Origin of the sequence: Cohnella hashimotonis, from assembly GCF_030014955.1 — a bacterium.
Lineage (GTDB): Bacteria > Bacillota > Bacilli > Paenibacillales > Paenibacillaceae > Cohnella > Cohnella hashimotonis.
The window spans coordinates 2,373,723-2,399,127 of the sequence record NZ_JAGRPV010000001.1 but is presented as its reverse complement, the minus strand read 5'-3'; the positions used below and the strand labels follow the sequence as shown (position 1 = coordinate 2,399,127).

18 protein-coding genes are annotated in these 25,405 nt (G+C 52.4%); 2 read left to right on the top strand and 16 right to left on the bottom strand.

Annotation, left to right across the window (positions count from 1 at the left end; genetic code table 11):
• Window positions 1–10: 10 nt before the first annotated feature.
• The 8 genes from KB449_RS09360 to KB449_RS09325 all read right to left on the bottom strand — a co-directional run bounded on the left by KB449_RS09360 (window position 11) and on the right by KB449_RS09325 (window position 10,619).
• Window positions 11–844, bottom strand: a complete 834-nt coding sequence (locus KB449_RS09360) for an alpha/beta hydrolase (RefSeq protein ID WP_282908118.1) — start codon at window positions 842–844, stop codon at window positions 11–13.
• A 16-nt stretch (window positions 845–860) separates the two neighbouring features.
• Complete coding sequence (locus KB449_RS09355) at window positions 861–2,096, bottom strand: MFS transporter (protein ID WP_282908117.1); 1,236 nt, start codon at window positions 2,094–2,096, stop codon at window positions 861–863.
• Window positions 2,097–2,115: 19 nt separating this feature from the next.
• On the bottom strand, window positions 2,116–3,588 hold the full coding sequence (locus tag KB449_RS09350; protein ID WP_282908116.1) for a CE1 family esterase: 1,473 nt from the start codon (window positions 3,586–3,588) through the stop codon (window positions 2,116–2,118).
• 43 nt (window positions 3,589–3,631) lie between these two features.
• Window positions 3,632–4,570 carry an alpha/beta hydrolase gene (locus tag KB449_RS09345; protein ID WP_434082496.1) on the bottom strand — a complete coding sequence of 313 codons (939 nt, stop codon included), beginning with the start codon at window positions 4,568–4,570 and terminating at the stop codon, window positions 3,632–3,634.
• 52 nt (window positions 4,571–4,622) lie between these two features.
• Window positions 4,623–5,495 carry a carbohydrate ABC transporter permease gene (locus KB449_RS09340; RefSeq protein WP_282908115.1) on the bottom strand — a complete coding sequence of 291 codons (873 nt, stop codon included), beginning with the start codon at window positions 5,493–5,495 and terminating at the stop codon, window positions 4,623–4,625.
• Window positions 5,496–5,512: 17 nt separating this feature from the next.
• Entirely contained in the window at window positions 5,513–6,421 is a 909-nt protein-coding gene (locus KB449_RS09335; protein ID WP_282908114.1) for an ABC transporter permease, read from the bottom strand.
• A 77-nt stretch (window positions 6,422–6,498) separates the two neighbouring features.
• Window positions 6,499–8,004, bottom strand: a complete 1,506-nt coding sequence (locus KB449_RS36460) for an ABC transporter substrate-binding protein (protein ID WP_282908113.1) — start codon at window positions 8,002–8,004, stop codon at window positions 6,499–6,501.
• 1,274 nt (window positions 8,005–9,278) lie between these two features.
• Window positions 9,279–10,619, bottom strand: a complete 1,341-nt coding sequence (locus tag KB449_RS09325) for an ABC transporter substrate-binding protein (protein ID WP_282908112.1) — start codon at window positions 10,617–10,619, stop codon at window positions 9,279–9,281.
• A 200-nt stretch (window positions 10,620–10,819) separates the two neighbouring features.
• Between KB449_RS09325 and KB449_RS09320 the strand changes: the two genes are divergently transcribed.
• Window positions 10,820–12,565, top strand: coding sequence for a sensor histidine kinase (locus tag KB449_RS09320; protein ID WP_282908111.1), 1,746 nt, complete (start codon window positions 10,820–10,822; stop codon window positions 12,563–12,565).
• On the top strand, window positions 12,543–14,180 hold the full coding sequence (locus KB449_RS09315; RefSeq protein ID WP_282908110.1) for a response regulator transcription factor: 1,638 nt from the start codon (window positions 12,543–12,545) through the stop codon (window positions 14,178–14,180). Before KB449_RS09320 ends, KB449_RS09315 begins: the two co-directional genes overlap by 23 nt.
• A gap of 62 nt (window positions 14,181–14,242) precedes the next feature.
• Here the strand turns inward: KB449_RS09315 and KB449_RS09310 are convergent, their stop codons facing one another.
• The 8 genes from KB449_RS09310 to KB449_RS09275 all read right to left on the bottom strand — a co-directional run bounded on the left by KB449_RS09310 (window position 14,243) and on the right by KB449_RS09275 (window position 25,395).
• Window positions 14,243–15,856 carry an extracellular solute-binding protein gene (locus KB449_RS09310; protein ID WP_282908109.1) on the bottom strand — a complete coding sequence of 538 codons (1,614 nt, stop codon included), beginning with the start codon at window positions 15,854–15,856 and terminating at the stop codon, window positions 14,243–14,245.
• Between the two features lie 68 nt (window positions 15,857–15,924).
• The gene (locus KB449_RS09305; RefSeq protein ID WP_282908108.1) at window positions 15,925–16,815 is read right to left on the bottom strand and encodes a carbohydrate ABC transporter permease; all 891 of its coding nucleotides are present in this window, start codon (window positions 16,813–16,815) and stop codon (window positions 15,925–15,927) included.
• Window positions 16,816–16,834: 19 nt separating this feature from the next.
• Window positions 16,835–17,812 carry an ABC transporter permease gene (locus KB449_RS09300; RefSeq protein ID WP_282908107.1) on the bottom strand — a complete coding sequence of 326 codons (978 nt, stop codon included), beginning with the start codon at window positions 17,810–17,812 and terminating at the stop codon, window positions 16,835–16,837.
• 114 nt (window positions 17,813–17,926) lie between these two features.
• Window positions 17,927–18,892 carry an acetylxylan esterase gene (locus KB449_RS09295; protein ID WP_282908106.1) on the bottom strand — a complete coding sequence of 322 codons (966 nt, stop codon included), beginning with the start codon at window positions 18,890–18,892 and terminating at the stop codon, window positions 17,927–17,929.
• Between the two features lie 88 nt (window positions 18,893–18,980).
• Window positions 18,981–21,350 carry a LamG-like jellyroll fold domain-containing protein gene (locus KB449_RS09290; RefSeq protein WP_282908105.1) on the bottom strand — a complete coding sequence of 790 codons (2,370 nt, stop codon included), beginning with the start codon at window positions 21,348–21,350 and terminating at the stop codon, window positions 18,981–18,983.
• A gap of 179 nt (window positions 21,351–21,529) precedes the next feature.
• Window positions 21,530–22,855: a DUF1593 domain-containing protein gene (locus tag KB449_RS09285; RefSeq protein WP_282908104.1), complete on the bottom strand. Its 1,326-nt coding sequence runs from the start codon at window positions 22,853–22,855 to the stop codon at window positions 21,530–21,532.
• Window positions 22,856–22,939: 84 nt separating this feature from the next.
• On the bottom strand, window positions 22,940–24,490 hold the full coding sequence (locus KB449_RS09280; RefSeq protein ID WP_282908103.1) for an extracellular solute-binding protein: 1,551 nt from the start codon (window positions 24,488–24,490) through the stop codon (window positions 22,940–22,942).
• 29 nt (window positions 24,491–24,519) lie between these two features.
• A complete protein-coding gene (locus KB449_RS09275) occupies window positions 24,520–25,395 on the bottom strand; it encodes a carbohydrate ABC transporter permease (protein WP_282908102.1) in 876 nt (291 codons plus the stop codon).
• Between the last annotated feature and the right edge of the window lie 10 nt (window positions 25,396–25,405).

Genomic DNA, 25,405 nt, shown 5'->3' with positions numbered 1-25,405 from the left:
CGTCATGGCGTTAGTATGGGCTTGCCCCTGTATCTTCCAGACCGAAAAATTGCAACGCATGCTGAATCGCTAAGTCCCAAAACCGCCATTCATGTTCATAACCGTCTAATGTCCAAAATTCTGCGTCTAGTCCGATTTCCTCGGCATGCTTCTTGAAGAGAAGCAAGTTCTCGTAGATCATCGTATCAGCGGTACCGCAGGCAAACAGGAGTTTTGGCAAGCGGCCGGACCCGGCAAGGGCGCTCAGTATATCCCATACGTTCTCGGAAGAGTTCTTAAAGCTTTCCAGCCCACCGGCGTTCTGTACCATCCCTAACATACGACGAGAAAACATATCGTCCTTATGCAAATCCTCTTCCGTCAAATTTTGAAAATTCGTGGGTGCGGCAGAAAGTACGGCTGCAGCGGCAAATTTGTCCGGATGATTGGCCGCAAACTTAATCGTTCCCCGCCCGCCCATCGAAAGGCCCGCGATAAAGTTGTCTTCGCGCTTATCCGATGCCGGAAACCAATTGTAAATTAACGGCATGAGTTCTTCGGTCAGATAGTCATACATGCCGAAGCCCATCATACATTGATCCCAATTGGAATAATTGCTGTTAAGAGCGCTTGGCATAACGACAATAAGGTTTTTCTCACATGCATACAATTCAATATTCGTTCTTCGAAGCCAATCCGTATGATCGCCGTACGTGCCATGAAGAAGCCATAATACTTTGTATTTCTTACCGCTTTCATAATAGCTTTTCGGGGAGAGATCGCGCGGCTTGTCGGGTAAAATAATACTGATCTGATGATTTGATTTTAAATACATGCTTTCGAAATTCAGGGTTGCAATGGACATCCGTCTTCCTCCTGATCTATCTTTTGAGATTTTTGACTTTTAATAGAATCGTTCTCCTCTTCCATAGAAAGAGGATGAGCGCGAATAGGATCGGGATCGTCATGACCCGAAACATAACGGCATATCCCGCTATCTCGTCTCCGCCTTGGCCATGCACGAAGGTTACGATCATCCCTGCCAAAGAGGGGGCGATTAAATAACCGGTATCGACGCCGATGAATGCCGTATTGCCCGCCACGCCTCTTCGCTCCTTGGAAACCAACTGCATGCAAAGCGTTTGAACGGCGGGCTGACAAATCCCGTATCCGAATGCCGACACGGCACCCGCCGCTAAAAACATAGGGAGCGTACGGGAGAAGCTAATCAAGATGAAAGACACCGCGAAGACGATCATTCCTGGAATCAAGGTTTTATCCACACCGTATTTATCCGCCAGCTTACCGCTGACGGGTCTGGATAAGAACAGACAAGCCGCATAGGATGTAAAGAAAAAACCTATTTCCTTAACTCCCGCAGCTCCCCCGAAAAGTAAGATAAAAGCGTTAATGCAAGAATAAGCGCTTGATAAGAACAGCATCATCATCGCGGGGAGCATCACTTCCCGGTCTATAATGTCAGAAAACTTGATTCTGAAGCCTTCCTTTCTTTCCGGCGCGTCGGATTTCAGTCGCATTGAAAGCACGAGCACGATGAGCATGATGAGTGCTCCGATGAAGAAAGTTGATCTGTAACCGTATCGATGTACCAATTCAAGTCCAAAGGCTGGACCAATTGCCGTAGCAATGGCCTGGCCTAATGAAAAGATGCCGATTCCGGAAGCAAGCTTCTGGCTTGGCAAGGCATCGCTGGCAAGGGCCATGGTTACGGGCGCGAAGAAGCCCATGCCGACCCCATGGAGCAGTCTCCCCATGATGACCATCTCAACGCTATCCGCCATTCCATAGCATATGAATGCTGCTATCGTGATGACGACGGCCACCGCTATTATTCGATTGTTCCTGAAATAACTGGTTGCCGGCCCAACGACCGGTCTAGCCGCGAGAGCGGTAACGGCGAACATACTTGTAACTACGCCAACAACGGCGGCGGTTGCGCCTAAATGTTCAACATAAGTTGGAACAAGGGTATTTGTCATGAACAGTCCCATCATAAGAAAGACATTCATGATAAACACCTTGAGAAACGCCTTATTCCAGACCGTATGCAACGCTTGGCCGGTATCGCCGTTACCCGTGCCGCTTAATTCGTTCATCTATGCCTCACCACCCGACTTATGCAAGGATTTCATCACGGATAAGATGGGCCATATTCAAGGAAAGCTCGGCATCGTGATCGGTAATATAGAGCACGTCTTCGCAAGTTGAAGCGTGGTTGTTGAACAGCCTCTTGCAAATCCACTCGATCGGCACATATAACTCGCCATCTTTATACACCGCTTCGCAATACATGGCGTGGACGCGGTCATCCACGACACAACCGATACTGCCCCGGGCGAATTGCAGCGTTCTTCCGTCTTTCAGCTCCATTACTGCGGAAAGCCCTTCATCCTCAGAGGCATTAGTCGCATCGAATACTGCCGCAAGGAATGAAACGGGCACCAGGAAGTACTCCCCTCTTATGATCGAACCGCCGTTCAGCCCGTGATACTTCAGCTTCTGATGCTTCATGACAGGTCCGTTCATCGTGACTAACCGATTGTTTACATACGCCTTTGCGCTGCCCGCTGCCAGGGCGATCGCATAAGCGTCCCCTTTCCGAGGACATAAGGGTTCGGAATTCACAATTTCGCCGTTCTCTCCGCGCCGAATACCCGAGAATAGATAATCCCATACGAGTTCAGCGTCATCGAAGGTTTGCCCATGATCCCGATTTTTCACGTCCCGGAATACCAAATCCCCATGCTCGCCCTTATAAAATGCAAAGTTGTCTTCGCCCACGATTTTGATTTCCGGTAATTCGCGAATTCCGTTGATTCTTTTCCAGTACGCCCGATTTTTCTTAACGAATTCCGCAGTCTCCTCTTCATGCAGCGGGATGCTTTCATGCTCTACGCGGGACTGCCAAACTGGAAGCGGCCCCGCGCGATTGATGACGTCGCCATGCTCGTTAAAAATCACTTCCGGCCAGGTGATACCAGCCGAACCCGCATGCCCTGCCAGCAGACCGTAATATCGAGCGAACTGGTTCGTCATAATTTCACCCATGGACATGCCCTGCATAAAAATTCTGGATTCATCGATGTTGTACTTTTGTTTCATCTTCTCGATCAATGCAAGCACGAGATTCAAATCATGATTTTCCTCCGGCCGCTCCGGCGGTTTATGCAAGTAAAATCCGCCGGGGCTGGGCTTCCCGAGAAGCTCGAACGTTTTCTTTTCTACTTCGAGCATCCATATTCGCCTTTCGTGGGCATTCGGAAATACAACGATCAATCCTTCCCGATCCGCCACAAGCGTCCAGGAGGAATAAATCGCCTGCCCCCATCCGGTCATCAATCCGCCGTGCATCGAGATTACGAGAGGAACCTTGCGAGTTCCGTCATAGGTTGCCGGAACGTATTCGTACCATGTATCTTGGAGACCGTCCGTAACAACGCCGGTATATTCCGCCAATCTGGACGGATATACCTGCGAATTGTTTCCGTTCTCGTTGACCACCATATCCGAGTCTTTGATCGCTTCAGGCAGATACTCCCGGTTTCCTTCATTCGGTGTTCCGGGCACGATCGCAATCTTCCCCTTCATGCTCCACTTTCCTCTCTCTCTGAGGCCTGTTACCTTCTTAATTTCAGGGGTTGAGCGCACGATACAGCGCATCGATGTATTCATTCCTTGCTCGATTGCTGATTTCCGCGTCGTTAAAAATAACATCAAATCCATGGAAGCATCCCGGATAGAGATGAAATTCAACTGGAACGTCCGCCTGAGCCAATCGAGCCACATAATCAATCGTTTCGTCTCTGAACAGATCCAGATCGCCTATGCAGGTATAAGCCGGCGGGAGCCCTGACAGATCTGTTTCGCGCGCCGCAGCCGCATAGGATGGGACATCGCCGTCCGCGGCGGAACCGAGATACATGCTCCAAGCAAGCTGGTTCATTTCCCGGTTCCAGGCTTTCGGAAAATTGTTCTGATTAATCTCATGGCTGGAGGGTGTTCGGTTTCGATCGTCGATCATCGGGTACAACGGCATCTGGAATACGATATTCGGGCCCCCTCGATCACGGGCTAGGATGGCGAGTGCAGCAGTTAGCCCCCCTCCCGCGCTGGCCCCCCCGATGGCCAGTCTTGCCGGATCGATTTGCAATTCGTCCGCGTGCTCAGCCATCCACGTCAAGCCGGCATAGCAATCCTCTATAGCGGCCGGATAAGCGTGATCCGGTGCAAGTCTGTAATCGATAGAACCCACTACGCAGTTGGCTCTTAGAACAAACTGTTCGCATAAGCTATCATCCAGGTCCGGATGTCCCATCAAGTAGCCTCCGCCATGAATCCACAAGAAAGCGGGCAGGGACGTTTCCGGCTTCTTCACGGGTTCGTAAATCTTGATTAGCAATTCCGTATCCTTGCCTTGAATCATTCGATTCGTCGTCTTCACAAGCGGGGATTTGACTTGCACCGGTAGAACAAAGTCCTCGGGCAGCGTTCGCGTGTTTTTCAAATCTACGACAGGCAGAGAATCCATGATTTTTCTAAGATCGGGATGAATATGATCGACATTTTTCACTTTTACCATTCCCTTCTTTGATCTCGCGCATGATGGGCAAAGGCGACTGAAATTACCCTTTCACTGCGCCTTTCATTATTCCGTTTGCAAAATACTTTTGAATGAACGGATACATAACGAGGATCGGTAAAATGGCAATGAAGGCGATCGCCATCCGAATAGAAGCCTGCGGCAGATTCATGACACTCGTACTCGATGAAGTAGAGTTGATGACGGATTGAATGTTCTGGCTCATTCTGTTCAATAACGCTTGGATGCTATACTGACCAGGGTCGGTAATGAAGTAGAGGCCGTTTAACCAATCATTCCAATAGAGCAGGCAAGAGAAGAGGCCGATCGTGGCTAATATCGGTTTTCCAAGGGGAATTGCCATCTTCCAGAAAATTCTGAAATATCCGGCACCGTCGATTTTTGCGGATTCATATAATTCATTCGGAATGCTTGAGACAAAATAAGAACGGATCAAAACGATATTGAAGGCATTCGTCAACAAGAAAGGGAACACATACGCCCATATCGTATTGACGACTCCCAAACTCGTCCACATAATGTACGTCGGCACTAACCCGCCATTAAACAGCATGGTGAAAAAGACAAAGAAGCTGATCACGCGGTTTCCGGGCAAATTCCGAATCGACAGAGAGAAACTCATCAGAGCCGTAATCACAAGACCGATAACGGTTCCCAGCACGGTGACGACAATCGTAACGCCGTATGCTCGCAAGATGGTAGAAGAATTCGTCACCATATATCCATACGCCTCGAGACTGAATTTGGATGGAAAGAACGAATAACCATTGGCAAGCAGCGCATTGTCATCCGTTATGGAGGATATGAATAGCAAAACCAACGGCAATATCATGATCAAAGCGATAAATAGGTAAATGACATTAAAGGTGATCTGATACGATTTATTCTCAATCATTCAGACGTTGCCCCCCATTAAAAAATTGCGTCTTTCGAGCTCAGCTTGCGTACAAGGGCATTCGCTAGAACAATCAGAATAAATCCGACGAGCGCTTGCATTAAGCCCGTGGCAGCGGAGCGTCCGATTCCGCCTGGTGCCATCATCGTGCTATAGACATACGTATCGATCGTTGAGGTTACGTTGAACAGCGTCCCTGAACCCTGAGGAATTAAGTAGAATAGACCGAAGTCCGAATACCCGATTCTGCTGACGCTTAAGAGAAACATAGTGATGATCGAAGGAAGCAACGCCGGCAGCGTGATATGTTTGATCTGCGTCCATTTTCCCGCGCCGTCGATGGCTGCCGCTTCGTATAATGAACGATCGATCGTAGCGATGCCCGCAATATAAATCAAAGCGCCGTACCCCACTGTTTTCCAGCATTGGACAAGGATCAGGATCAGTGGCCACCACGACGGATCGCTGTACCATTCGACGGGATTGTTTTTGAAAATGCTGTTATTGAGCATGCCGTTCTTTTGGCTTAAAAACGCGAAGACAATATAGCTGACGATGACCATAGAGAGCGTGAACGGCAACAGAATGGAGCTTTGATACAGCTTCTTCATTTTTTCGTTTTTGATCTCGGATATTAAGATGGCAAGAAAAAGACCCACGATTGTATTCACGATAATAAACGAGGCATTATATAGGAGCGTGTTCCGAATGATAATGGCTAAATCATGGGACCGGAACAAGTACTCGAAATTTTTAAGTCCGACCCATGGACTGCCCAGGATGCCATCCGTGATGCGAAATTTCTTGAAAGCGGACACGATCCCGACCATCGGAATATAGTTGTTGATGATAAGGTAAACCGCGCAGGGTATCATCATCAGATAAAGCGGGATGAACTCTTTTAGGTTTGCGAGTTTTTTCGTCATCGTCGGTCGCGATCCCCCAGTTGAGTCGGAGGCTGTATTCAACCCGCGAAAAACAGCCTCCGAATCTTGTCATGTGTTTATTTTTGCTTAGCCAACCAGGCATCCAGCTGCCTTTGTTTTTCATCGATCACTTTTTGCAAGCCGGCACCGTACAATTCGTCGTTAAGCTTCTTGATGTTTTCTTCCGGGTCAACCGCGCCGAAATTGATGGCGTTTTCGTATTTCGCGAGTACGGAATTCAACTGGGATAGCTCTGCCGAAACCGGCGCGGAATCGAAATTTAAACCGAAGGCTTTTGAAATAATCGCATCTTGGTCAAAGTTCTTAAGCCTATCCCAAATATCCTTCGGACTGCCCGCCCATGGCGTCATCAAATACTGGTTCGGATAAATAAACCCGTAGTCGGAGTGGTAATTAACCGTCTGCGCTGTTTGTCCTGGCGGGTAATCCGCTTGTCCATTTTCGTTTACGACCCAGTCTTTGCCCGGAACGCCCCAGTTGAGAAGATCGTTGAATTCAGCATTCGTGTACGCCCAGTTCAGGAATTGGAAGGCTTTCGCCTTGTCTTTGGACGTACTCAAAACGACGTTCATAGCGCCGCTGACAGCCACCGTGGCTTTCATTTTCTTGGAAACCGGGATCATCACAACGTCATAACCCGTTTGCGATTTCATTTCCGTAAGCACGTTAGGACCATAGGAAGCAAAAATCGCGAACGTTTTTCCCGCTTTCATTTTCGCTTGTCCCAACTCTTTGTCCACCGCAATGTCTTTAGAGGAATATCCTTCCGTAAACCATTTCCTGTTCAACTTGGCGAATTGCAGAAACTGTTCGGATTCGTACCAGTTCTTAAAGGTCGTAGACTGGCCATAGTTATCCAGGACGCCGAATTGATCGCCCAAACCGTCAATATAAGAGATAAAATTCAAACCGAAGGTCCGAAATCCGTCAAAAGGCGTAATGTCGGGGTATTTTTCCTTTACCTTGGCGAACATTTCCGTGATCTTGTCGAAGCTGCTGTAATCGTCCGTCGTTACGTTAAAGTCCGACTCCTTGTATCCGAGCGCTTCGAATATATCTTTCCTCACGAAGATCCCGGAAGGGGTCGCCCGCGAGTTCATCATCGGAAATCCGACCAACATGTCGCCAATATAACCCGCCTTCACGTCATCGCCCAACACTCCGTAGATGTCTTTCGTGTATTCTTCGTATTTTGAAGCATCTACGATGTACCCGCCGTCAAGAAAGTTGGGCATGCTGAACGAAAAAGCAAACGAAATGTCAATCGGTTCGCCGGACGCAAGCATCATGGGCAATTTTGAATTGTACGTATCCCAGCTAAGCGGAATTAAATTGACTTTCATATTTAAATCTTTCATGGTCAGTTCGTTAATCAGTTTATTCACTTCTTGCTGATTGCCTTCCTTCGGCGCATGATACGCAAAATTAACCGTATAAGGCTCTCCGGAAGAGGATTTATTGCCCGATGACGAATTCTCGTTTGGTTTATTCCCGCTGCAGCCTGCGAGAACCGCAAGAACCAAAATGAAAGCGATCGAAACAAATAGAAGCCTTTTGATCACGTTAAACTCCCCTTTGGCGTTGATCCTGGAATGGATTTCTGTGTTTGCAACCATCTTTGCTTTTCTGTAGTATTCCCCCCACTCACCCCCTTCAATGGCATCCCTATTAGATAACTCCATTGAACACCATAGCGGGTATGCTTTGCTTTCAATATTCGGATATCGAACTTTTGAATTTCAGATATTGCGCGTTATTCGCATCGTGAATGAGCTTCACTCCTTCTTTCATAAAAAAATCCTGCTCTCACAAAAGAGCAGGACGTATAATTTTCTTCGAAGGAAATCCGGAAAATTAATAAAAATACAGCGCATGCATTACTCCCACATTCAAGATAATGGCTAACGATTTCCTTTATGGACAGATCCCTTGTCCGGACGCTTCTAACTTCTGCTTTTTTATGAACACAATGAAAAAGCACTCCGAAAGGAGTGCTCGAAACTGCAAATCATTTATTGTAATTTTCCACAGCATACGCACAAATCATTTAATAAAGTTACTTTTCTGCTTGTAAAGCAGCGTTTAAATTAAATGTTTTACCGTGAAAGGGATTTATAACCTTAGGCTTATCATCAAATTTAAGTTTAGAAAATCCGATGAACAAATCATTTTCAACAATTTTATCTTTACCACTTCGTAACGCAACTTTTAAAGCATGGTACAGAAAATGATTTAAATATCGAGGGTACCCTCTAGTCGCATAATATATTTTCTCACTGAATTGAGGATCATATAGTTTTGATTGTTCTGATAAAGGAAGTTCTTTTCAATACTCTTAATATAGGCACGAAATGTTTTGAACGATTCAGGAGTTTCACTTGAAAATGGTTCATAAATATATCTTTCCGGAAATCTACTACCAAGCTGTTTAAGCAATAAAAGATGAGTGCCCAGTCTTGCATCATGTAACGTGCGCTGTGCGGGGGTCTGATATGAAAGAAAATTGAGCATCATTCGGTACTAACCGCATCAAAAAAGCCGACCATTTAGTCGACTCTAAAGCGTACCGAAACTATTATGAGCATTATGCCAGTTGCAACATCCCTCAAAGGTAGCTCGTTGATATAATGTATAAATAATCTAAGCCCAACTGTCGTACGGAACTTGCACTAGCTGCAAATGGTTTGTGCCTCGCGAGCGCTGAAACCACTTCGCCCCCAGGCTAAGCCACCCCGGCGTTGAGAAAGAGGCTGCGACTGCCCGGTTATGTAAATCGACTCTAGCAGAGGCACCCCCGATATTTTGCTCCCCGTAATACTCTTCCGCCATGACGTCTTCATGAAATTTGGCTTAGTCGGCGAATCGTCGTAATATCCCACCCTAGGCGGTCCAGTTCATTGACGAACTGCTGGGGCGTGAGTCTTAAGGACACGAATTGCTCTACGAGAACGTTGCGAGCGGCCTCTAGTTCGTTCGACTGGTTCGGCGTCCAGACCGGCGGCGCTCCGGCGATCGCCTCCATCTGGATCCTTGTCAGATCGGATCGAATCCCTTCGGCCGCTTGGCTGTCGCTCTCCGCGGCTGGCTGAATCGGAAGGCTGAGACCGTCGTCCGCGGTCAGCGCCGCCCAGTTGTCCTGCCGGAACATCCATTTGAGGAAGACGAGCGCTTCTTCCTTGACAGGCGAGTCTTTAAAGACTAAGATCCCCTCGCCGTACCAGCTGTATATATCCTCGGCTTTGCCTTGTCCTCCACTCAAGGACGGAATATTAACGATGCCGATGGAAGACCGAATGCCAGGATCGAAATTTTCATCGCCGTCAATGTCTGCTTCCCAGTTGCCCTGTAGGTACATCGCAGCCTTGCCTTGGCCGAAGAGCGTCCGCGCCGAGCCGTAATCCTGATTTAGAAAATCGTCGCCGAACAGCCCCTCTTTCACCCATCTCTGTAGATGCTCAGCAGCCGTCTGAATCTGGGAGTCGGTAAAGGCGATGCTGCCTTCGTTGGCTTCAGCCAACGTCTTGTTCGTGCCGCTGACGCGCTCGATCATCGTGTTGAATAATCGCTTAAACGTGTCGGCTCCCCTACCGTCCGCAGCGATCGGCACGAGTCCTTTCGCTTCAAACAATTTGCCGGCTGACAGCAGTTCCTCTTCCGTACGTGGGACTTTGGCGCCGTACTTTTTGAATAGATCCCGGTTATAGTACAAAGCTAGGAAGCTGCGGGTTCGCGGAACGCCGTACAGCCTATCCCCTCTCGTAAATGCCGCGAGCGAATCATCCGGGAAGCCGAATCCGTCCAACACCTCGGGACCCAGCGCCTGAACGTCCCCGCTCCGGACGAGCGGATCCAGGAAGGTAGAGTCGCTCGAAGAGACGAACAGATCGGGCAAGCGATGGGCAGCCTGAAGAAGCTTAATCTTGCTCTGATACTGCGAATTCGGCGCGATCGTACGCACCGTTATCTGAATTTGGGGATTCTCCTTCATATATCGGTCGATCAGCGTCTGTTCCGCCTTTCCCAAGCCGATGGTACGATCCGTTCGGTTGCTGTAAAAGACGATTTCTTTCCTTTCCGGTATGCTGCCTGACTGCCCCCGGTCGATCGCGCTTCCCGAGCAGGCAGACAGAAACGCGCAGCCGAAAAGCGCCGCGGTGCGAACCCAAGAGCGCTTCATCCAATTCTTCCTTTCAAGTTGTATAATTTAAAGTGGCCCCTTAATTTTCATTGAAAATGCTATAATTGTATTATTTCACAAACATCTCGATTCTGCACGATGAAGGAGAGAAAAGGTGCGTGCATGTCCCCTCGAGGTTCCTCCGCTTATACCGCAAACTGTCCCTTCGGATGAAATTGTTTTTCTGGTTGATGCCGATTATGATCGTCGCTGTGGGTAGCATCGGCGCCTATTCGTATTCGGTCGCCTCGGACCAGTTGTTGAATAAGATCCGGCAACAGCAGACGCACGTCGCCGAAGCGACGACCTCCACCTTGGACTACGTGGCCAAGGATTTCAACAATATGTTCGGCACGATGTATCTGTCAAATGCGCTGCGCGGGTTCCTGCTGTCCACGCCGACCTATACCGATCTATACCTCTTGAGGCAAACGGCCTTTCACGACATCGACAGCATGATCATTACCCAAGACTTCTCCATGTCGATGGCCATCTATCCGCTTGAAGGACGGCAGATCGAATTCACTAATAGCGGGAGCCATTCCTTGCTTCCTCCCGAGCAGTTCAAGCGGACGCCGTATTACCGGACGCCGATGGTCGACCGGGAGAAGTTCGTCTGGGACATCGAGACGGAGAGCAACCGCCTGTTCTACGGAGACAACGAACGAAAAGTGATATTCAGCCGGGCGCTCAAGGATCTCAACAATCAACTGCCGCTCGCCGTCGTCGTGATCGGATTCAACGAGAAGGATCTTCGCCAAGCCTATCTGAGCGAGCAATCCGCGGCGGACATGGAGACCGTCATCGTGAGCGATCAAGGCGTCGTACTATCTTCCTCTAGCGGACAATGGCTAGGAGGCCGCCTTGCTGAGTTACCTTTTATGAAGAACGGCACTTCACCAGACGACACGCCTGCGGTGGACGCGTCCCGCTGGCTTTACTCCCGCGCCGCCTCTTCGCAGACGGGCTGGCAAATATATATTTTCCACTCGAAAGCCTCCGTCCTGTCCCAAATCAGCCATATCCGGTCCGTCACCTTGTCGGTAATCGCAGCCTGCATCCTCCTGTTGCTCATCCTGACCTGGTTGACAGCCTCCTTCGTCACCAAACCCATTAATCGTCTGCTGTTGTCAATGCGCAAGCTGCAGACCGGCGACTTCACCCAGAACGTTCCCGTCACCGGGCAAGACGAGATCGGCTTGCTTGCCCGCACCTACAACTTGATGGTGTCCCGGATCAGGCAATTGATCGACGACGTCTACAAATTCCGCTTGGCCCGTCAAGAAGCGGAGCTCCGCATGCTTCAATCGCAGATCAATCCCCATTTCCTGTACAACATGCTCGACACCATCTGCTGGGAGGCGGAGCGGGTACACCAGCCCAAGATTGCGGATATGACCCATACGCTCGCCCAAGTGTTCCGCCTTAGCCTGAACGACGGCAGGGACATTATCCCGCTGCACAAGGAATTGCAGCTCGTGCGGCACTATCTTCATTTGCAGCAGCTGCGCTTTGTGAACAGGCTCCATTTTGAGATCGAGGCCGAACCGATCGTCAGCGATCGCCTCGTGCCAAAGCTCATGATTCAGCCCTTCGTCGAGAATGCGATCATTCACGGGATCGAGCCGCTCAACCAGGACGGATTCCTTCACATCTCGGTGACCGGCACCTCGGATGGCCTGGTCATTGCCTTGACTGACAACGGCGTCGGCATTCCCCCGGAACGACTGGATATGCTGCTTGCCGCTCCGCACGACGATCGGCCGGATCGGGCGGACAAGCCAAGGCGCGGCTATGCCATCTGGAATTGCATGCACCGCTTGCAGCTATATTATGGAGATGCTGCCCGTATCGAAATAGAAAGCAAGCCTGGCGCAGGCACGCGAATTCATATCGTCATTCCGGACAAAGAGGTGTACGAACATGTTGAAGCTGCTTCTGGTTGAGGACGAATTGCGCATACGCAAAGGATTAATTCACGCCGTCCGTTGGGATCGGCTGGGCATTGAAGTCTGCCAAGCCGCTGGAGACGGACGCGAGGCGCTGGCCGCCGCGCGTCAGCACCACCCGGATCTGGTGCTGACCGACATCCGCATGCCCGGCATGGACGGGCTCGAATTCATCCGCGAGCTGCGGGGCAGCGGCAGCGACGCCGTCGTCGTCGTCATCTCCGGCTATAACGACTTTGATTACGCCCGCGAAGCGATGCGGCTTCAAGTCACTGAATACATCCTGAAGCCCAGCCGGCCGGCCGAGATCGAACAAGTCATGCTAAGAGCGGTGACCAAGCTAGCGGAGATTCGCAAGGACCGTGCACTGACGCAAAGCCTGCAATCGGCCGTTCATCGCAGCGTCCCCCTGCTGAGATCGCAGACGCTCCGGCAATGGATCGAGCATCCCCGCATGCCGGGAGAGAATCGCGAATCGTTGGCCGGCTCCTTGCAATTGCCTTTTGCAGGAGGCGCCTTTCATGTCGGCCTCATCCGCATTCACGGAGCGGACGTTCGACGGCTTCAATATGCGGAGGGCGAAGTTGAGCTTCTCCGCTATGCCGCGCTCAATATCGCTTCCGAACTGCTCGGTGCCTTCTGTGAAGGGAAGAGCGAGGCGCTGCAGCACGGCAACGATATCGTATGGGTCGCGCAGCCGCCCAAGCTCGAAGCGGACAAGCTTCGGCTGGCGCTGAGCCATCTTATGGATCGTATCCGCGAGCTCCTCAAACTGTCCGTCAGCATCAGCGCCGGAGATCCGGTCGATTCTCTCGATGACCTGCGCATTTCGTACGAACAGGCTTACGAACGGCTCGAATCCCGCATGCTGGAGAACGACGGCAAAGTGTTCCTCGCCGAAGTTCAATCGGGCGAAAGCCAGAGTTCGGATTCGGAAGAGCTGCGTCTTCAGCAGGACATCTCCCGGCTAGAGACGCGCATGCTCAATTTGCTCCAGGAGGACAAGATGGCCGACGTGCTGGATACCAAGGACGAATGGCTGGAAGCCGTGCGCCGTCTCGGGCAAGGAGACCGCATTGCCATCCAGGGCGGCACCGCCGCCTTCCTGACGAGCCTTCGCGACCGGATCGCGCTTTCTCCGGCGGATTCTCCAGACTGGCGAAGCCCTTTCGCTCTATGGCTCCATCAATCCAGCAGGGTCGATTCCTACGAGCAGCTGTCCCAGCTCATGACAGAGATCGTTCAAAGTTTGGCCAGGCAGCTACAGGCGCGCCGCCCGCTTCATCGGACGATTGCGAGCGTCCTCTCGATGATCGAGTCCAGATACAGCGAGAACCTTACCCTGGAGGGCCTTGCCAAGGAAGCTTACGTATCGACCAATTATTTGAGCACGTTGTTCAAGCAGGAGCTGGGCATCAACTTCCTCGATTATTTGCACCAATATCGGATCGAAGCGGCCAAGAAGCTGCTCGCTGCCGAGCCGCTCCGCATCTTCGCCGTTGCATCGCTCGTCGGCTATCAGGACGAACGCTACTTCACCCAGATGTTTAAAAAGTGGACGGGACTGACTCCTTCGCAATATCAGAAAAACATGGAGCGGACCCAGCTATAACAAAAACGGCTCCCCCGCATTCGCGGCGGGAGCCGTTTTTCCTTACCTGGTGAGTCGGGCGATCAACGGCCGATCTCGGTTAAATAGCTGTCCAACTGCTGCTTGTAGCCATCCTGCACTTTGTCGAGCCCTGCTGCCTTGGCCTTCTCCATGAAAGTCTTAAGTCCGGCCTCCACATCTTTGACGACGCCCGCTTCAAGCGGCGCCAGGTACTCCTGCTGGACTTGTTCGAGCGCGGCTCTCTCCGCCTGATATGGCGTATAATCCTCGGCCAGTCCCGTCAGGAAGTCCGGCTTCGAGATCGTCTCGAGCTGTTTGAAGATGCCACCTACGACATCGTAGCTCGTATCAAACAACATGTACTCGGGATTGCGCCATGCCCAACCGTTCATGCCTTCGCGCGGGAAGCCGCTTGCGCCGGCATCGCCGACCGCCTGATAATGCCCATCGGCCGACACTTCATAGTGCTTGCCTTCCACGCCGTATTCCGTCAGTAAGTTATATCGTTTGTCGAGCACAAGCTTCTCGTAGAACGCCAGCGCCCGCTCGGGATTCGCGCTGCTTGTCGGGATGGCGAAGCCGTTGTGAATCGGGTGGACTGGCGTCGAGTATCCCTTATACATCGGATACGGGAAATAAGCGATCTCCATTCCCGTGCCTGCCATCTTGGACAACAGCTGCCCGTATGCCGTCGGATTTTGCGCGGAGAGCACGACGGCGGCTTTGCCGGATGCGAAAAGGTCCGGCCCTCTTGTTGCGTCGTTCAGCTGGTTTCGCGGCAGGTAGCCTTTATCGGTCCATCCCTTAAAAATTTTCAGCATATCGAGATGCGCCTGCGAGCCCCAGTAGGAAGTCACGTTGTGCGGATCGTCATAAGGAATGTTCAGACCATAAGGCGTCGATCCGACCTTGTAGGCCATATTTTTCAGATCGGGATGGAGCTGGTACGCTTCCACATGAAGGTTGCCCTTGTCCGCGATCGGTGTCATGCCAGGTTCGTTTTTCTTGATGCCGTCGAGGTAATTCTCAAGGTGCTCAAGCGAGTCGGGAACCGGAAGGTTGTACTTCTTGCGCAGATCTTCCCGATATACGATGCCGTCCGTCACATACTCCTCGTAGGTTGAAGGAACCGTATAGATCTTGCCTCCGACCTTGACGGCGTCCCACATTTCCTTTGGCACAAAGCCATGCAGTTCCGGCGCCGACTTCGGCAGCAAGTCGTCCAGCGGGAGGAAAGCGCCCTTGTTCGCATAGGTTTGATACTGCGTCCAGTCTGCCGTGAAAATCAAGTCGATCGGCTGGCCGCTCGCCAGCAGGAGCTTGTACTTCTGGCTCCAATCCGACCAGGTCGTGAAGTTAAATTTGACCGTGGCGTTCAGATCCTGCAGCGCCATCTCATTGATCTTGGACTCGATCTCTTTCAGGTCGGCCGGAGCATCGCCAACCATATAGAATTGAAGCTCGACCTTCTTAGACGTATCTAGCGCCGAAGCCGGCGAGGCGGTTGCCGCGGCGCCGCTCGCGCTCGGCGAAGCGCTCTCCGTTGACGACGCGGAAGCCGTCGCCTGCGCATCACCATTGTTGCCGTTGTTCGATCCGCTGCTGCACCCGGACAGTATGGCTGCCAGCAAGCTCGCTGATAGTCCTAGACCCCACCATTTTTTCGGTACCGCCATTTCTTAGGAACCCTCCTATGAGTCGTATAAGTATCTATGTCAGCCTGCCGCTCGCGAGTCGGCAGGGTCTAACCTTTGACGGCCCCGATCGTCAAGCCTTTGACGAAATAGCGTTGAACGAACGGGTACAGGAACAGGATCGGACCGACCGCGATGATCGACATCGCCATCTTCGTCGTCTCCATCGGCAGATTCGCGTTCAGCGTGACGCCGCTGATCGCCAGATCCTGAATGGCTTTCGCATTGTTGATGACGTTGTACAAGTAATACTGCAACTGATATTTATCGGGATTGTTAATGAACAGCGAGGAGAGGTACCAGTCGTTCCAATAATGCAGCGTGAGGAAAAGTCCGATGGTGGCCAGGCCCGGCAGCGAGATCGGCAGCGTAATTCGCCAGTAAATCAGAAAATCGCCGGCGCCGTCGATCTTGGCGGACTCGATCACCTCATCCGGAATCATGCTGCTCATGAAGCTGCGCATCAGAATGATCAGAAACGGCGAAAGCAATCCCGGCAAAATAAGCGCCCACAGCGAATCGGTCAAACGAAGATACTTGGTGACCAGAATATACCATGGGACGAGGCCGCCACCGAAGAGCGTCGTAAAGTAAATGAAGAAAGAAACGGCGTTGCGATATTTGAAATCCTTGCGCTGCAGCACGTATCCGGTCATCGTGATCATAAACATACCGAGGAGCGTCCCCGTCAGCGTCGTGAGTCCCGTCACGCCGTAAGCCCGCAGTACTTTGTCCGGGTTATGGAAAATCGTACGATAGCCCTCCAGCGACCAATCGCCCGGAAGGAGATTGTAGCCCTCGCTCACGATCGAATCGTTGGCGGTCAGCGATCCCGAGAGCACGAGCAGAAACGGCACCAGGCATAGAATCGACGCAACCGTAATAAAGATGTAAGCCGTCCATTTAATAGAGGATCTGGCGGATAAGGCGCTGCTTCCCATGACTATTCTCCTCTCTCCCTCAGAACAGGGCGTAATCGCGATTGATTTTTTTAATAATGAAGTTGACGATCATGATCAGCACGAAGCCGAAAAAGGATTGATACAATCCTGCCGCATTCGCAAGACCCATATCGAAGGTCACCTTCAGCGAACGATAAACGTAGGTGTCGATAATGTCGGTGGCATTGAACAGCATGCCGTTCGCGCCGACGAGCTGGTAGAACAGATCGAATTGGCCTTTCATGATGTGTCCGACGGCAAACAGGAGGAGAATGATGAAGGTCGGCTTCAGCAAAGGAAGGGTGATCGACCAGATTTTCTGCCACGCGGAGGCGCCGTCCAATTCGGCGGCTTCGTAATAATCTTGATTGATGTTGACGACGGTCGCCAAGTAAATAATCGTGCTGTAACCGAGGTTTTTCCAAATATAGAAGAAGGTAATAATGAATGGCCAGTAAGCCGGCGTATTGTATATATCCTGCCGCTCCATGCCGAACCACTGGAGAACCGTATTGACGAAGCCGCTGTCGTAGTTGAAAAAGCTGTACGCCATCGAGCCCAAGAGGACGAATGAAACGAAATAAGGCAAAAACATGACCGTTTGCGTAATTCGTTTGAAAAACTTGCCCGCGATTTCGTTTAGTAAAATAGCGGCCGTTACCGCGAAAGCATTGCCCAAGCCGATAAAAACAAGGTTATACGCGACCGTATTGATCGTAATTTTCTCAAGGGCGCCCAGCTTGATGAGCATTCTGAAATTTTCGAAACCGACGAACGGACTGCCGAACAAGCCGGAATTAAAATCGAACTTCGTAAACGCGAAGTATACGCCGACCATCGGAAGATAAGAATTAATGAGAAAATAGACGAGAACGGGAAAAACCATCAGCCACATGATTCGGTTTTTTCTTAAATCGTAAAGCAGTCCTTTGCGTCGGTGCCGCGTACGGATCTCTTTGGTCTGGGTCCCTGCTGCCCCGGCACTTATGGTTTCCATACTTATCCACATCCTCCTTGCTATTGCTTTCTGCCTGTTCTTGTTTTCATTGTAATCGCTACCAGTTAGGTTAAACAGGCATGAGAACTATGACCATATACCGTATTTTTCACATCATGCGAACCAATCTCCGAACCATCGGTGCACGTACGCGATTTTCTTCTCGGTATGTACCGGACCGCCTCCCTCATGGCCGTTGAACGGATAGATGGCGATGTCCTTCTCTCCGGCGATCCGGTTGTACGTAGCAAAGTACATCTGCGGCGGGCAAGTATCGTCCTTCATTGCGACGGACGCGTACACACGGCAAGCGATACGGTCCGCCATGTTCATTGTGTCGAAGTAGCTTAGATTGTCCAGGACGAGATCCAGCTCGCTCGGATGCTTCTTGATGTATTCGGCCACGCTCGCGAACGCCCCGTGCTGACCTTCGACCCGCTTCGTTAGATTGCTGTTGCTGGGTACGTCGGCCAGCGCCAGCACCGGTCTGTCGTCCAGCGCTGCGACCGCCATCGCGAGTCCGCCGCCTTGGCTGCCGCCTTCGACGACGATCCGAGAGCGGTCCACCTCCGTCTGCTCGCAGGCAAAGTCGATCGCCTTCAAACAGTCCATATACACGTAGCGATAATAATACTCATAACGGTTGTGTACGCCTTTGCTGGCGACGTTCATCGAGAATCCGCTCGAATACGACGCATGGTTGCCCGTGCGACCACCTTGGTCGCGACAATCGACGGATATCACGACGAAGCCCATCAGGACCCAATGCATAAAGGCCGACGGCTCGCTGCGGCTGCCGTTGAACCCGTGATAACGGATCAGGCACGGTAACGGCCCCCCGACCCCAACATCGGGAACGAGCATCCAGCCGTGAATCGGCGTGCCGTCCAAGCCGTCGTATTGAATCTCGTAAATGTTCGCTCTCCGGATTGGATAATCTACGCGTGTGCGCTTCGCCGCCAGCGGAACCTTCTTTGCTTCGTCGATCGTCTCTCGCCAGAAGTCGTCGAAGTCGTCCCTCTTCGTGAGCGAGGGCATATACCGGTACAATTCTTCTGTCGCTTGCTGCAGGTAACCCAAAACGATTCCTCCCCTACGCTTGCTTGGTAATAAAGGAAAAGCCCGCTGCTAAGCGAGCTCTTCCCAGCCTTGCTACAATGGCTTCCGGTTACATGACAGCTGAAATCTCGACGGCGGACAACGCTCTGCCGTACACGCGAACCTCATCGATGCTACCGTCGAAGTACAGGTCGCCGCTCGGCCGACGGCCGATATTGACGTTCAGCGAGTTGTTGTATTGCGACGCTGCGATCGACGTCGTGTTGGCGTTGCTAAGCGTCCCATTCACGTAGATACGGAGCGCGGTGCCCGGCTCGTAGACGCCCGCCAAATGGACCCACTGCCCGGACGGAATCGCGGCGACGCTGTTAACGAGCTGCACCGTCGTGCTGTTCGTGGCGATCTGGAATGATGCTTTGCCGTCCGATTCTACGTTCAGCGTCCAGCCTCTGTTACTGGCCGTACCTTGCTTAGCGATAATCCGTCCCGCATTCGTGAAGGAATCGACATATACCCAAGCGGACAGCGTCATCGCGCCTGTCAGTTGCAAGGAAGACGGATTGCCAAGGCTGACGTAATCGTTGGTGCCGTCGAAGCTCAAAGCACCGTTCGTATGCCCCGTCGTCCACGCTGGGCCGTTCGTCAGTATGCCGCTGAGGCCGTTGCCGGAGCTGTCGGCGGCCGTCGTTCCCGACGTCTCGTCCAAGTTCCAGTATCCGACCAAGTCGGGTACGTTCGCAGCGGCAAGCGCCGATACCTCGCTCGCCGTGAGCGACTTGTTGTAGGCCTGCACCTCGTCGAGCATGCCGTCGAAATACAGGTCGCCGCTCGGACGACGGCCAATGTTGACGTTCAGATTGTTGTTGTACTGGGACGCGGCGATCGATGTCGTATTGGAATTGCTGAGTGCGCCGTTGACGTAGAGCCGGAGCGCGGTTCCCGGTTCATAGACGCCCGCCAGATGCACCCACTGCCCAGACGGAATGGCGGCGGCGCTGTTGACGAGCTGCACCGTCGAGCTGTTTGAAGCGATCTGGAAGGACGCTTTGCCGTCCGTCTCCACGTTCAGGCTCCAGCCTCTGTTCGTGGAAGATCCTTGCTTCGAGATGATTCGTCCCGCATGCGTAAATGTATCGACATAAACCCATGCGGCCAGCGTCATCGCGCCCGTCATCCGCAGGTCGGCCGGATTCCCCAGGTTAACATAATCGTCGGTACCGTCGAAACCGAGCGCGCCGTTCGTATGGCCCGTCGTCCAGACCGGTCCTCCGGTCAAGGTGCCGCCGAGACCGTTGCCCGAGCTGTCCGCAGCCGTCGTCCCCGATGTTTCGTCGAAGCTCCAAGACCCCACCAGGCCTGGTTCGGCCACTTCCAGGAACGACGTTCTGAGCAGAGTTGGATACACCCAGGCGTGGTTGTGATAATAGCCGCTCGCAGAATTGATTCTTCCGACCAGCGGCCGGGCGTCCTTCACGTATGCCTCATAATCCTCGTCCTGATAAACGTCCGCCATCGCCTCGTACAAATTTCTCGCGTTGGAAAAGGATTGGTTCGGTCCGCCGTAAGCCGTCGGCCATTCCGACACATGTCCGTCGACGTAGTAAAATAGCTTGTCGAGCGCGAGCTTGATGCTCTTGCCGCCTGGCGACACCCAGTTGTACAGATCCTCGCCGGTGGCGTTCTTCACGATCTCCGCGGCCGACGTCATCGGGCTTAACGCGAAGTAGTGGTACCACAGCGAGTTGGTGCCGCGGGTCGTCTCGGCCGGGAGGAAGCCATCCGACGCGATGGAAGTATCGATCCAGCTTTTGAGCTGGGTCACTTTAGTCGCCATGCCCGCCGGATCGTCCAGGAACTGGTACGACGCGATCTGTGCGTACAAGCTCCAGTCCTTCCAGTTGTTGGCGGAAGTGATCGAAGCCCAGGTCGGAATCATCACGTTCGTAAGCCAGCTGCCGAATTGCGTCTTGTCCGCCGCGCTCCAGCCCGAATAATCCTTGATCATATCGGCGGCATTTACAAGACCTACGCCTACATACGCCGAGACCAGCCGCCCGTCCGTGCCGCTGACGCCGGTATTCGTGTAAGACCAGCCGTTAAGCAGCTCCTTCGCCTTGTCGGCATACGTCGTATTGCCTGTAAACCGGTAAGCGACCGCCGCCGCATATGCCGATTGGGCATCGATCTCCAGGCGGAGCTTGGCCGCGTCATGTCCCGTCGGATCGGCATAATAGCCGGGAATGTTAAGGACGGCGATCGCGTGGCTGCTCTGGGTCAGCGCCGCGTTGGCGTCCGTCATCATCCGGTCGTACGCTTCCTTCCACGGAGAGACGTTCGCATCCACCTGCGTCTTCACGGCAGCGAGCTCGTCGGACGTCACCAGTCCGCCCGGGTGCGAATAGGCCGAAGCCGTAAGGGCGAAGGATAACAAGAGTACCGCTGTTAGCGAACCAACCGACCATTTGCGAATCCTTTTCATCATGCATCCTCCTAATTTACGTTTGACTGAAATTTGGAAAACGCTTGCAAGTGAATGCAAAATGTCGAACTCTTGCGATTGAACAGCTTGCCGACTTCGGCTTCACCTCCTCTCCGTCATTTAAAAGACCGCCGCCCGGTCTAGCATAGACGTGAATTCTTTGATTGAGCACGTGATTTTCATAAGGCTGCCTCGGGACGAACGGTCAGCACCACGCGCCCATAGGAAGTGAGCGGCGGATCACCGTCGTTCGTGACGGCCAAAATCAAGTGAATGGTGACAGGCTCGCTAACATTGGGCGCGCGCAGACGAACGAGCGAAGAACGATCGCCTACCAGATCCGTCGTCGTTCCGCGGTAGGTGCCAGCTTCCTCGTATACCTGCCAACAATAGCTCAAACTGCGATTCCGGGGGTCATAGGATGCCGATCCGTCCAATTCGACGGAGGCGCCGGAGAGTACCGTCCGTTCGCGCGGACCCGAAATGAGGCAGATCGGCTCGCGGCCCCCCCTCTCCGAAGGAAGGACGCACCAATCCATGCGTGCCTGAAAAGAGCGTTGAAAGGCGTCTCTCCACCGGTAAACCGACGACCAATACACTTCGTCCGGGTGAATGCCTTCGCCCGCGAATTCCTCGGCGTCGACATAGTGACGATTGACCTCTCCGGACTTTGGCCCAAGATCTCGGATGAATCGCCCTCCCCAACTCCCCCATTCGGGTCGCTCCGAATCGCCGAGCCCGTTTGGAAGCAGGTATAAGAACGAAGGCGAATCGCCTTCCTTGATCCCTTTAACGGTTCTGGAATAAATATCGCCACCGTCATAATGCGGGTAAGCTGCGCCCAGCGCACCATGTCCTTCCGTTACGTACCTGCGCAGCCATTCGTCGCTGACGAGCGAAGCGTCGCCTCCTTTGTACATGCCCCGAATACCTTGACGGCTCCGAATATAGAAAAGCTCGGGATAACGGTCCCGGACCCAAGACCCCATCGCATATTGGTCGACGACCGAATACACGCGCAATTGACCCAGTCGTTCGCGGAATCGATCAGCTCCCAGTCGCGTTTCCGCTTGCCATAGCGCTTGGGCCAAATCCGTCGTGCCGCCCCAGACCGTCACCCACAGCGGACGGTCGTCCTCTTTGCAAATGGCCGCCTCGATCCAATCGGATCCTTCGGTCCGATGACCGTCACCTACGTTATCTGGACCGTCGCACGGATTCCCCGCTTTGATCATTCCAAGCAAATCGGCTTCATCCGGGTAACGGTTATCGTGCAGCTGCAGGTTGGCTCGCACCTCGCCGTATGCCTTTACGATTTTTTCTATATAATCGGCCTTGACTTCGCCATCCCAATGCTTGGAATAGGTAGCGACGAGACCTTCGAGCTCCAGGTCGTTCGCGTACAGCAGCAAGCGCACCAGGGACTGCGTATCGTCTGGTTCCTTCCATCCCCTATGCAAGCTACTGATATCGGTCAGTACCATCACTCTCGTTCTTGTAACCATCGGTTGCGCTCTCCATTCGACTTATAGATGAAAGTTGAGAATCAGGATCCGATACCGGATAGGCATCGGATCCTCCGCGTTTGTTTATTTCTTGCTGCTCTGGTAGGCGGCCGTATATTCTTCGATGATTTTCTGTCCCCCGCCGTTCAGCCAATTCTGAACGGCGCTGTCCCAGCCCTTGTCGTCGATGGCGCCCATAATATACTTCGTTTTCGCCTCATCGATGATTTTAACGAGCTCGCTGCCCTTTTCCGTCTGCGTATCGGACAGATACGGATTCGCTTGGTCGGTAATGGCGTATTGTTCGTTCGCCTTCAAGAGATCGCTGAACTTTTGTACGATAGGCGGATTTTCGCCGCTCATTTTTTTCGCTCCGTCATCCCAGACGAGCTGCCGAAGCGGATTGATCTCCGAAGAATCCAGCTGCGTCTGCTCTTCCGTCCGGACCGGCTTGTCGTTTGACAGCGTATAATGCTTGCCTTCGATTCCCCAGCCCAGCAAATTTTGCATCGGTTCGTCGGCCAATTTATCGAAGAAGCCTAAAATCCGTTTTAACTCTTCCTCGGATTTGACGCTCGTCTTAGGGAACATAAAAGTGCCGTTGTAGCCGGTCGTCGCCAGTACGCGAGTGCCGAGAGGACCCGTGATTGGCTGCAAAATATCGATGTTTGCCGATGAATTCAACTTGTAGAGATCCTCGTGCTTGTAGGCGGCGTCGTCAATGACGGAGAAGTAGATGCCTGCCTTTTGCTGGTTGATCTGGTCAGCCCGGTTGGCAACCGCAAAATCCTGCGTAATGAGCTTCTCATCGTACATTTTCTTCACGAGCTGAAGCGCTTGTTTGTATTCCGGATACATAAAGGCAGGCTGCAGCTTGCCGTCCTTTTCTCCCCAGTTGTTCGGCGCCCCGAGATAGAGCGCGAATTGGTTCAAAATGCCGATGCTCTTTTCCTCGGCTACGCCGTACGTATCGTTTTTTCCGTTGCCGTCCGGATCGTTTTGCGTAAAGGCTTTTGCGACCTTGTAAAGCTCGTCGACCGTCGTCGGTTCTTTTAGTCCGAGACGATCCAGCCAGTCTTTGCGGATAATGACGCCATAACGGGCGAGCGCACGGTACCTATAGATACCGTAGACTTTTCCGTCGATCGAGATATTGTCCAGCACCTTCTCGTTCATCTGAGACAAGTTGGGGTAGTCCTTAAGGTAAGGCCCGACCTCCCAGAACATGCCCGAACGAATGGAATTGACGATCGAGGTCAGTTTATTATTCGTTACGAGCAACGTTTGCGGGAGCTGGCCGGACGCGACCGTTACGTTAAGCTTGTCTTCGTACGCCGTCGAGGGCACCCAGGTGATATCCAGATCGGTATTCGTGTATTCCTCGATCTTCTTCAGGATCTCATTGTCCTGCTTGGGCGGCTCGGTGCTGTAGAAGATGTTCATCATGGAGAGGGACAGCGGTTTGCCCTCGCTGCCTGGATTCGCTTTCGTCGCGTTGCTGGACGTACTGCCGGCGCTCGCAGGGGCCGACCCCGAACTGCCAGTTTCATTGTCGTTGCCGCCGCAGGCAGTCAGCGTTGTCGTCAGGAGCGTGAGCGCAAGCGCGGGCATAAGCAAGCGTTTTCTTTTTAACATGGACAAAGACCTCCCATTGGTTTGAATGCTTATCCTTTGACCGATCCCAGCAGCACGCCTTTTGCGAAGTGCTTCTGCAAAAAGGGATAGATCAGCAAAATCGGGACGGTGGAGATGACGATCACGGCCATCTTGATAATGGCGGGCGGAGGAACGACAAACGAATCGTCGAAGGAACTTGCGTCTCCGATCCCCGCCTGAGACAAGATGATGATCTGCCTCAGCCATACCTGAATCGGCCATTTGTCGGCGTCGTTTAAATACAGAATGGCGTTAAAAAACGTGTTCCAATGTCCCACGGCATAGAACAATCCGAAAGTAGCCAGAGCCGAACCCGATAAAGGCAGTACGATGCGGAACAGGACGCCGAAATCCGTACACCCGTCGATACGGGCCGATTCTTCCAAGCCATCCGGCAGCTGCTGAAAAAAGTTTTTAAGGACGATCAAATTGAAAGCATTGATCAAGCCCGGCAATACGAGCGACCAGTAGCTATCCAGCAGATGCAGCGACTTGACCACGAGATAGTTCGGGATCATGCCGCCGCTGAAAATGAGCGTAAATACGATCATTAACATCAACGGACGTCTGCCAAAGAGATCCGATCGCGCCAGCGGATACGCCATTAATACCGTAAAGAGCAAGTTGATCAAGGTGCCGATTGCGGCCAGAGCAATCGTCACGACTAGGCTGCGCGTAATCGTAGGCGTAGAGAAGATATACCGGTACCCGTCAAGCGAGAAGGAGTGGGGGAACAGCACGAACCCCTTCCTAAGCAACTCCTCAGGCGCGGTAAAGGAAGCTGCGACGACATACAGGAACGGCACGAAACAAATCAGCCCGAACAGGCCCGAAAATGCCACGATAAAGAGGTCGAATACGCGGCCGGAAATCGATGTTCTCATCATCGTACTC

Excerpts from the sequence above, each read along its gene's own strand:
- KB449_RS09360 (WP_282908118.1), bottom strand. The coding sequence starts at position 844 with ATGTCCATTGCAACCCTGAATTTCGAAAGCATGTATTTAAAATCAAAT.
- KB449_RS09355 (WP_282908117.1), bottom strand. The coding sequence starts at position 2,096 with ATGAACGAATTAAGCGGCACGGGTAACGGCGATACCGGCCAAGCGTTG.
- KB449_RS09350 (WP_282908116.1), bottom strand. The coding sequence starts at position 3,588 with ATGAAGGGGAAGATTGCGATCGTGCCCGGAACACCGAATGAAGGAAAC.
- KB449_RS09340 (WP_282908115.1), bottom strand. The coding sequence starts at position 5,495 with ATGATTGAGAATAAATCGTATCAGATCACCTTTAATGTCATTTACCTA.
- KB449_RS09335 (WP_282908114.1), bottom strand. The coding sequence starts at position 6,421 with ATGACGAAAAAACTCGCAAACCTAAAAGAGTTCATCCCGCTTTATCTG.
- KB449_RS09325 (WP_282908112.1), bottom strand. The coding sequence starts at position 10,619 with ATGAAGCGCTCTTGGGTTCGCACCGCGGCGCTTTTCGGCTGCGCGTTT.
- KB449_RS09320 (WP_282908111.1), top strand. The coding sequence starts at position 10,820 with ATGATCGTCGCTGTGGGTAGCATCGGCGCCTATTCGTATTCGGTCGCC.
- KB449_RS09315 (WP_282908110.1), top strand. The coding sequence starts at position 12,543 with ATGTTGAAGCTGCTTCTGGTTGAGGACGAATTGCGCATACGCAAAGGA.
- KB449_RS09310 (WP_282908109.1), bottom strand. The coding sequence starts at position 15,856 with ATGGCGGTACCGAAAAAATGGTGGGGTCTAGGACTATCAGCGAGCTTG.
- KB449_RS09305 (WP_282908108.1), bottom strand. The coding sequence starts at position 16,815 with ATGGGAAGCAGCGCCTTATCCGCCAGATCCTCTATTAAATGGACGGCT.
- KB449_RS09300 (WP_282908107.1), bottom strand. The coding sequence starts at position 17,812 with ATGGAAACCATAAGTGCCGGGGCAGCAGGGACCCAGACCAAAGAGATC.
- KB449_RS09290 (WP_282908105.1), bottom strand. The coding sequence starts at position 21,350 with ATGAAAAGGATTCGCAAATGGTCGGTTGGTTCGCTAACAGCGGTACTC.
- KB449_RS09285 (WP_282908104.1), bottom strand. The coding sequence starts at position 22,855 with ATGGTTACAAGAACGAGAGTGATGGTACTGACCGATATCAGTAGCTTG.
- KB449_RS09280 (WP_282908103.1), bottom strand. The coding sequence starts at position 24,490 with ATGTTAAAAAGAAAACGCTTGCTTATGCCCGCGCTTGCGCTCACGCTC.
- KB449_RS09275 (WP_282908102.1), bottom strand. The coding sequence starts at position 25,395 with ATGAGAACATCGATTTCCGGCCGCGTATTCGACCTCTTTATCGTGGCA.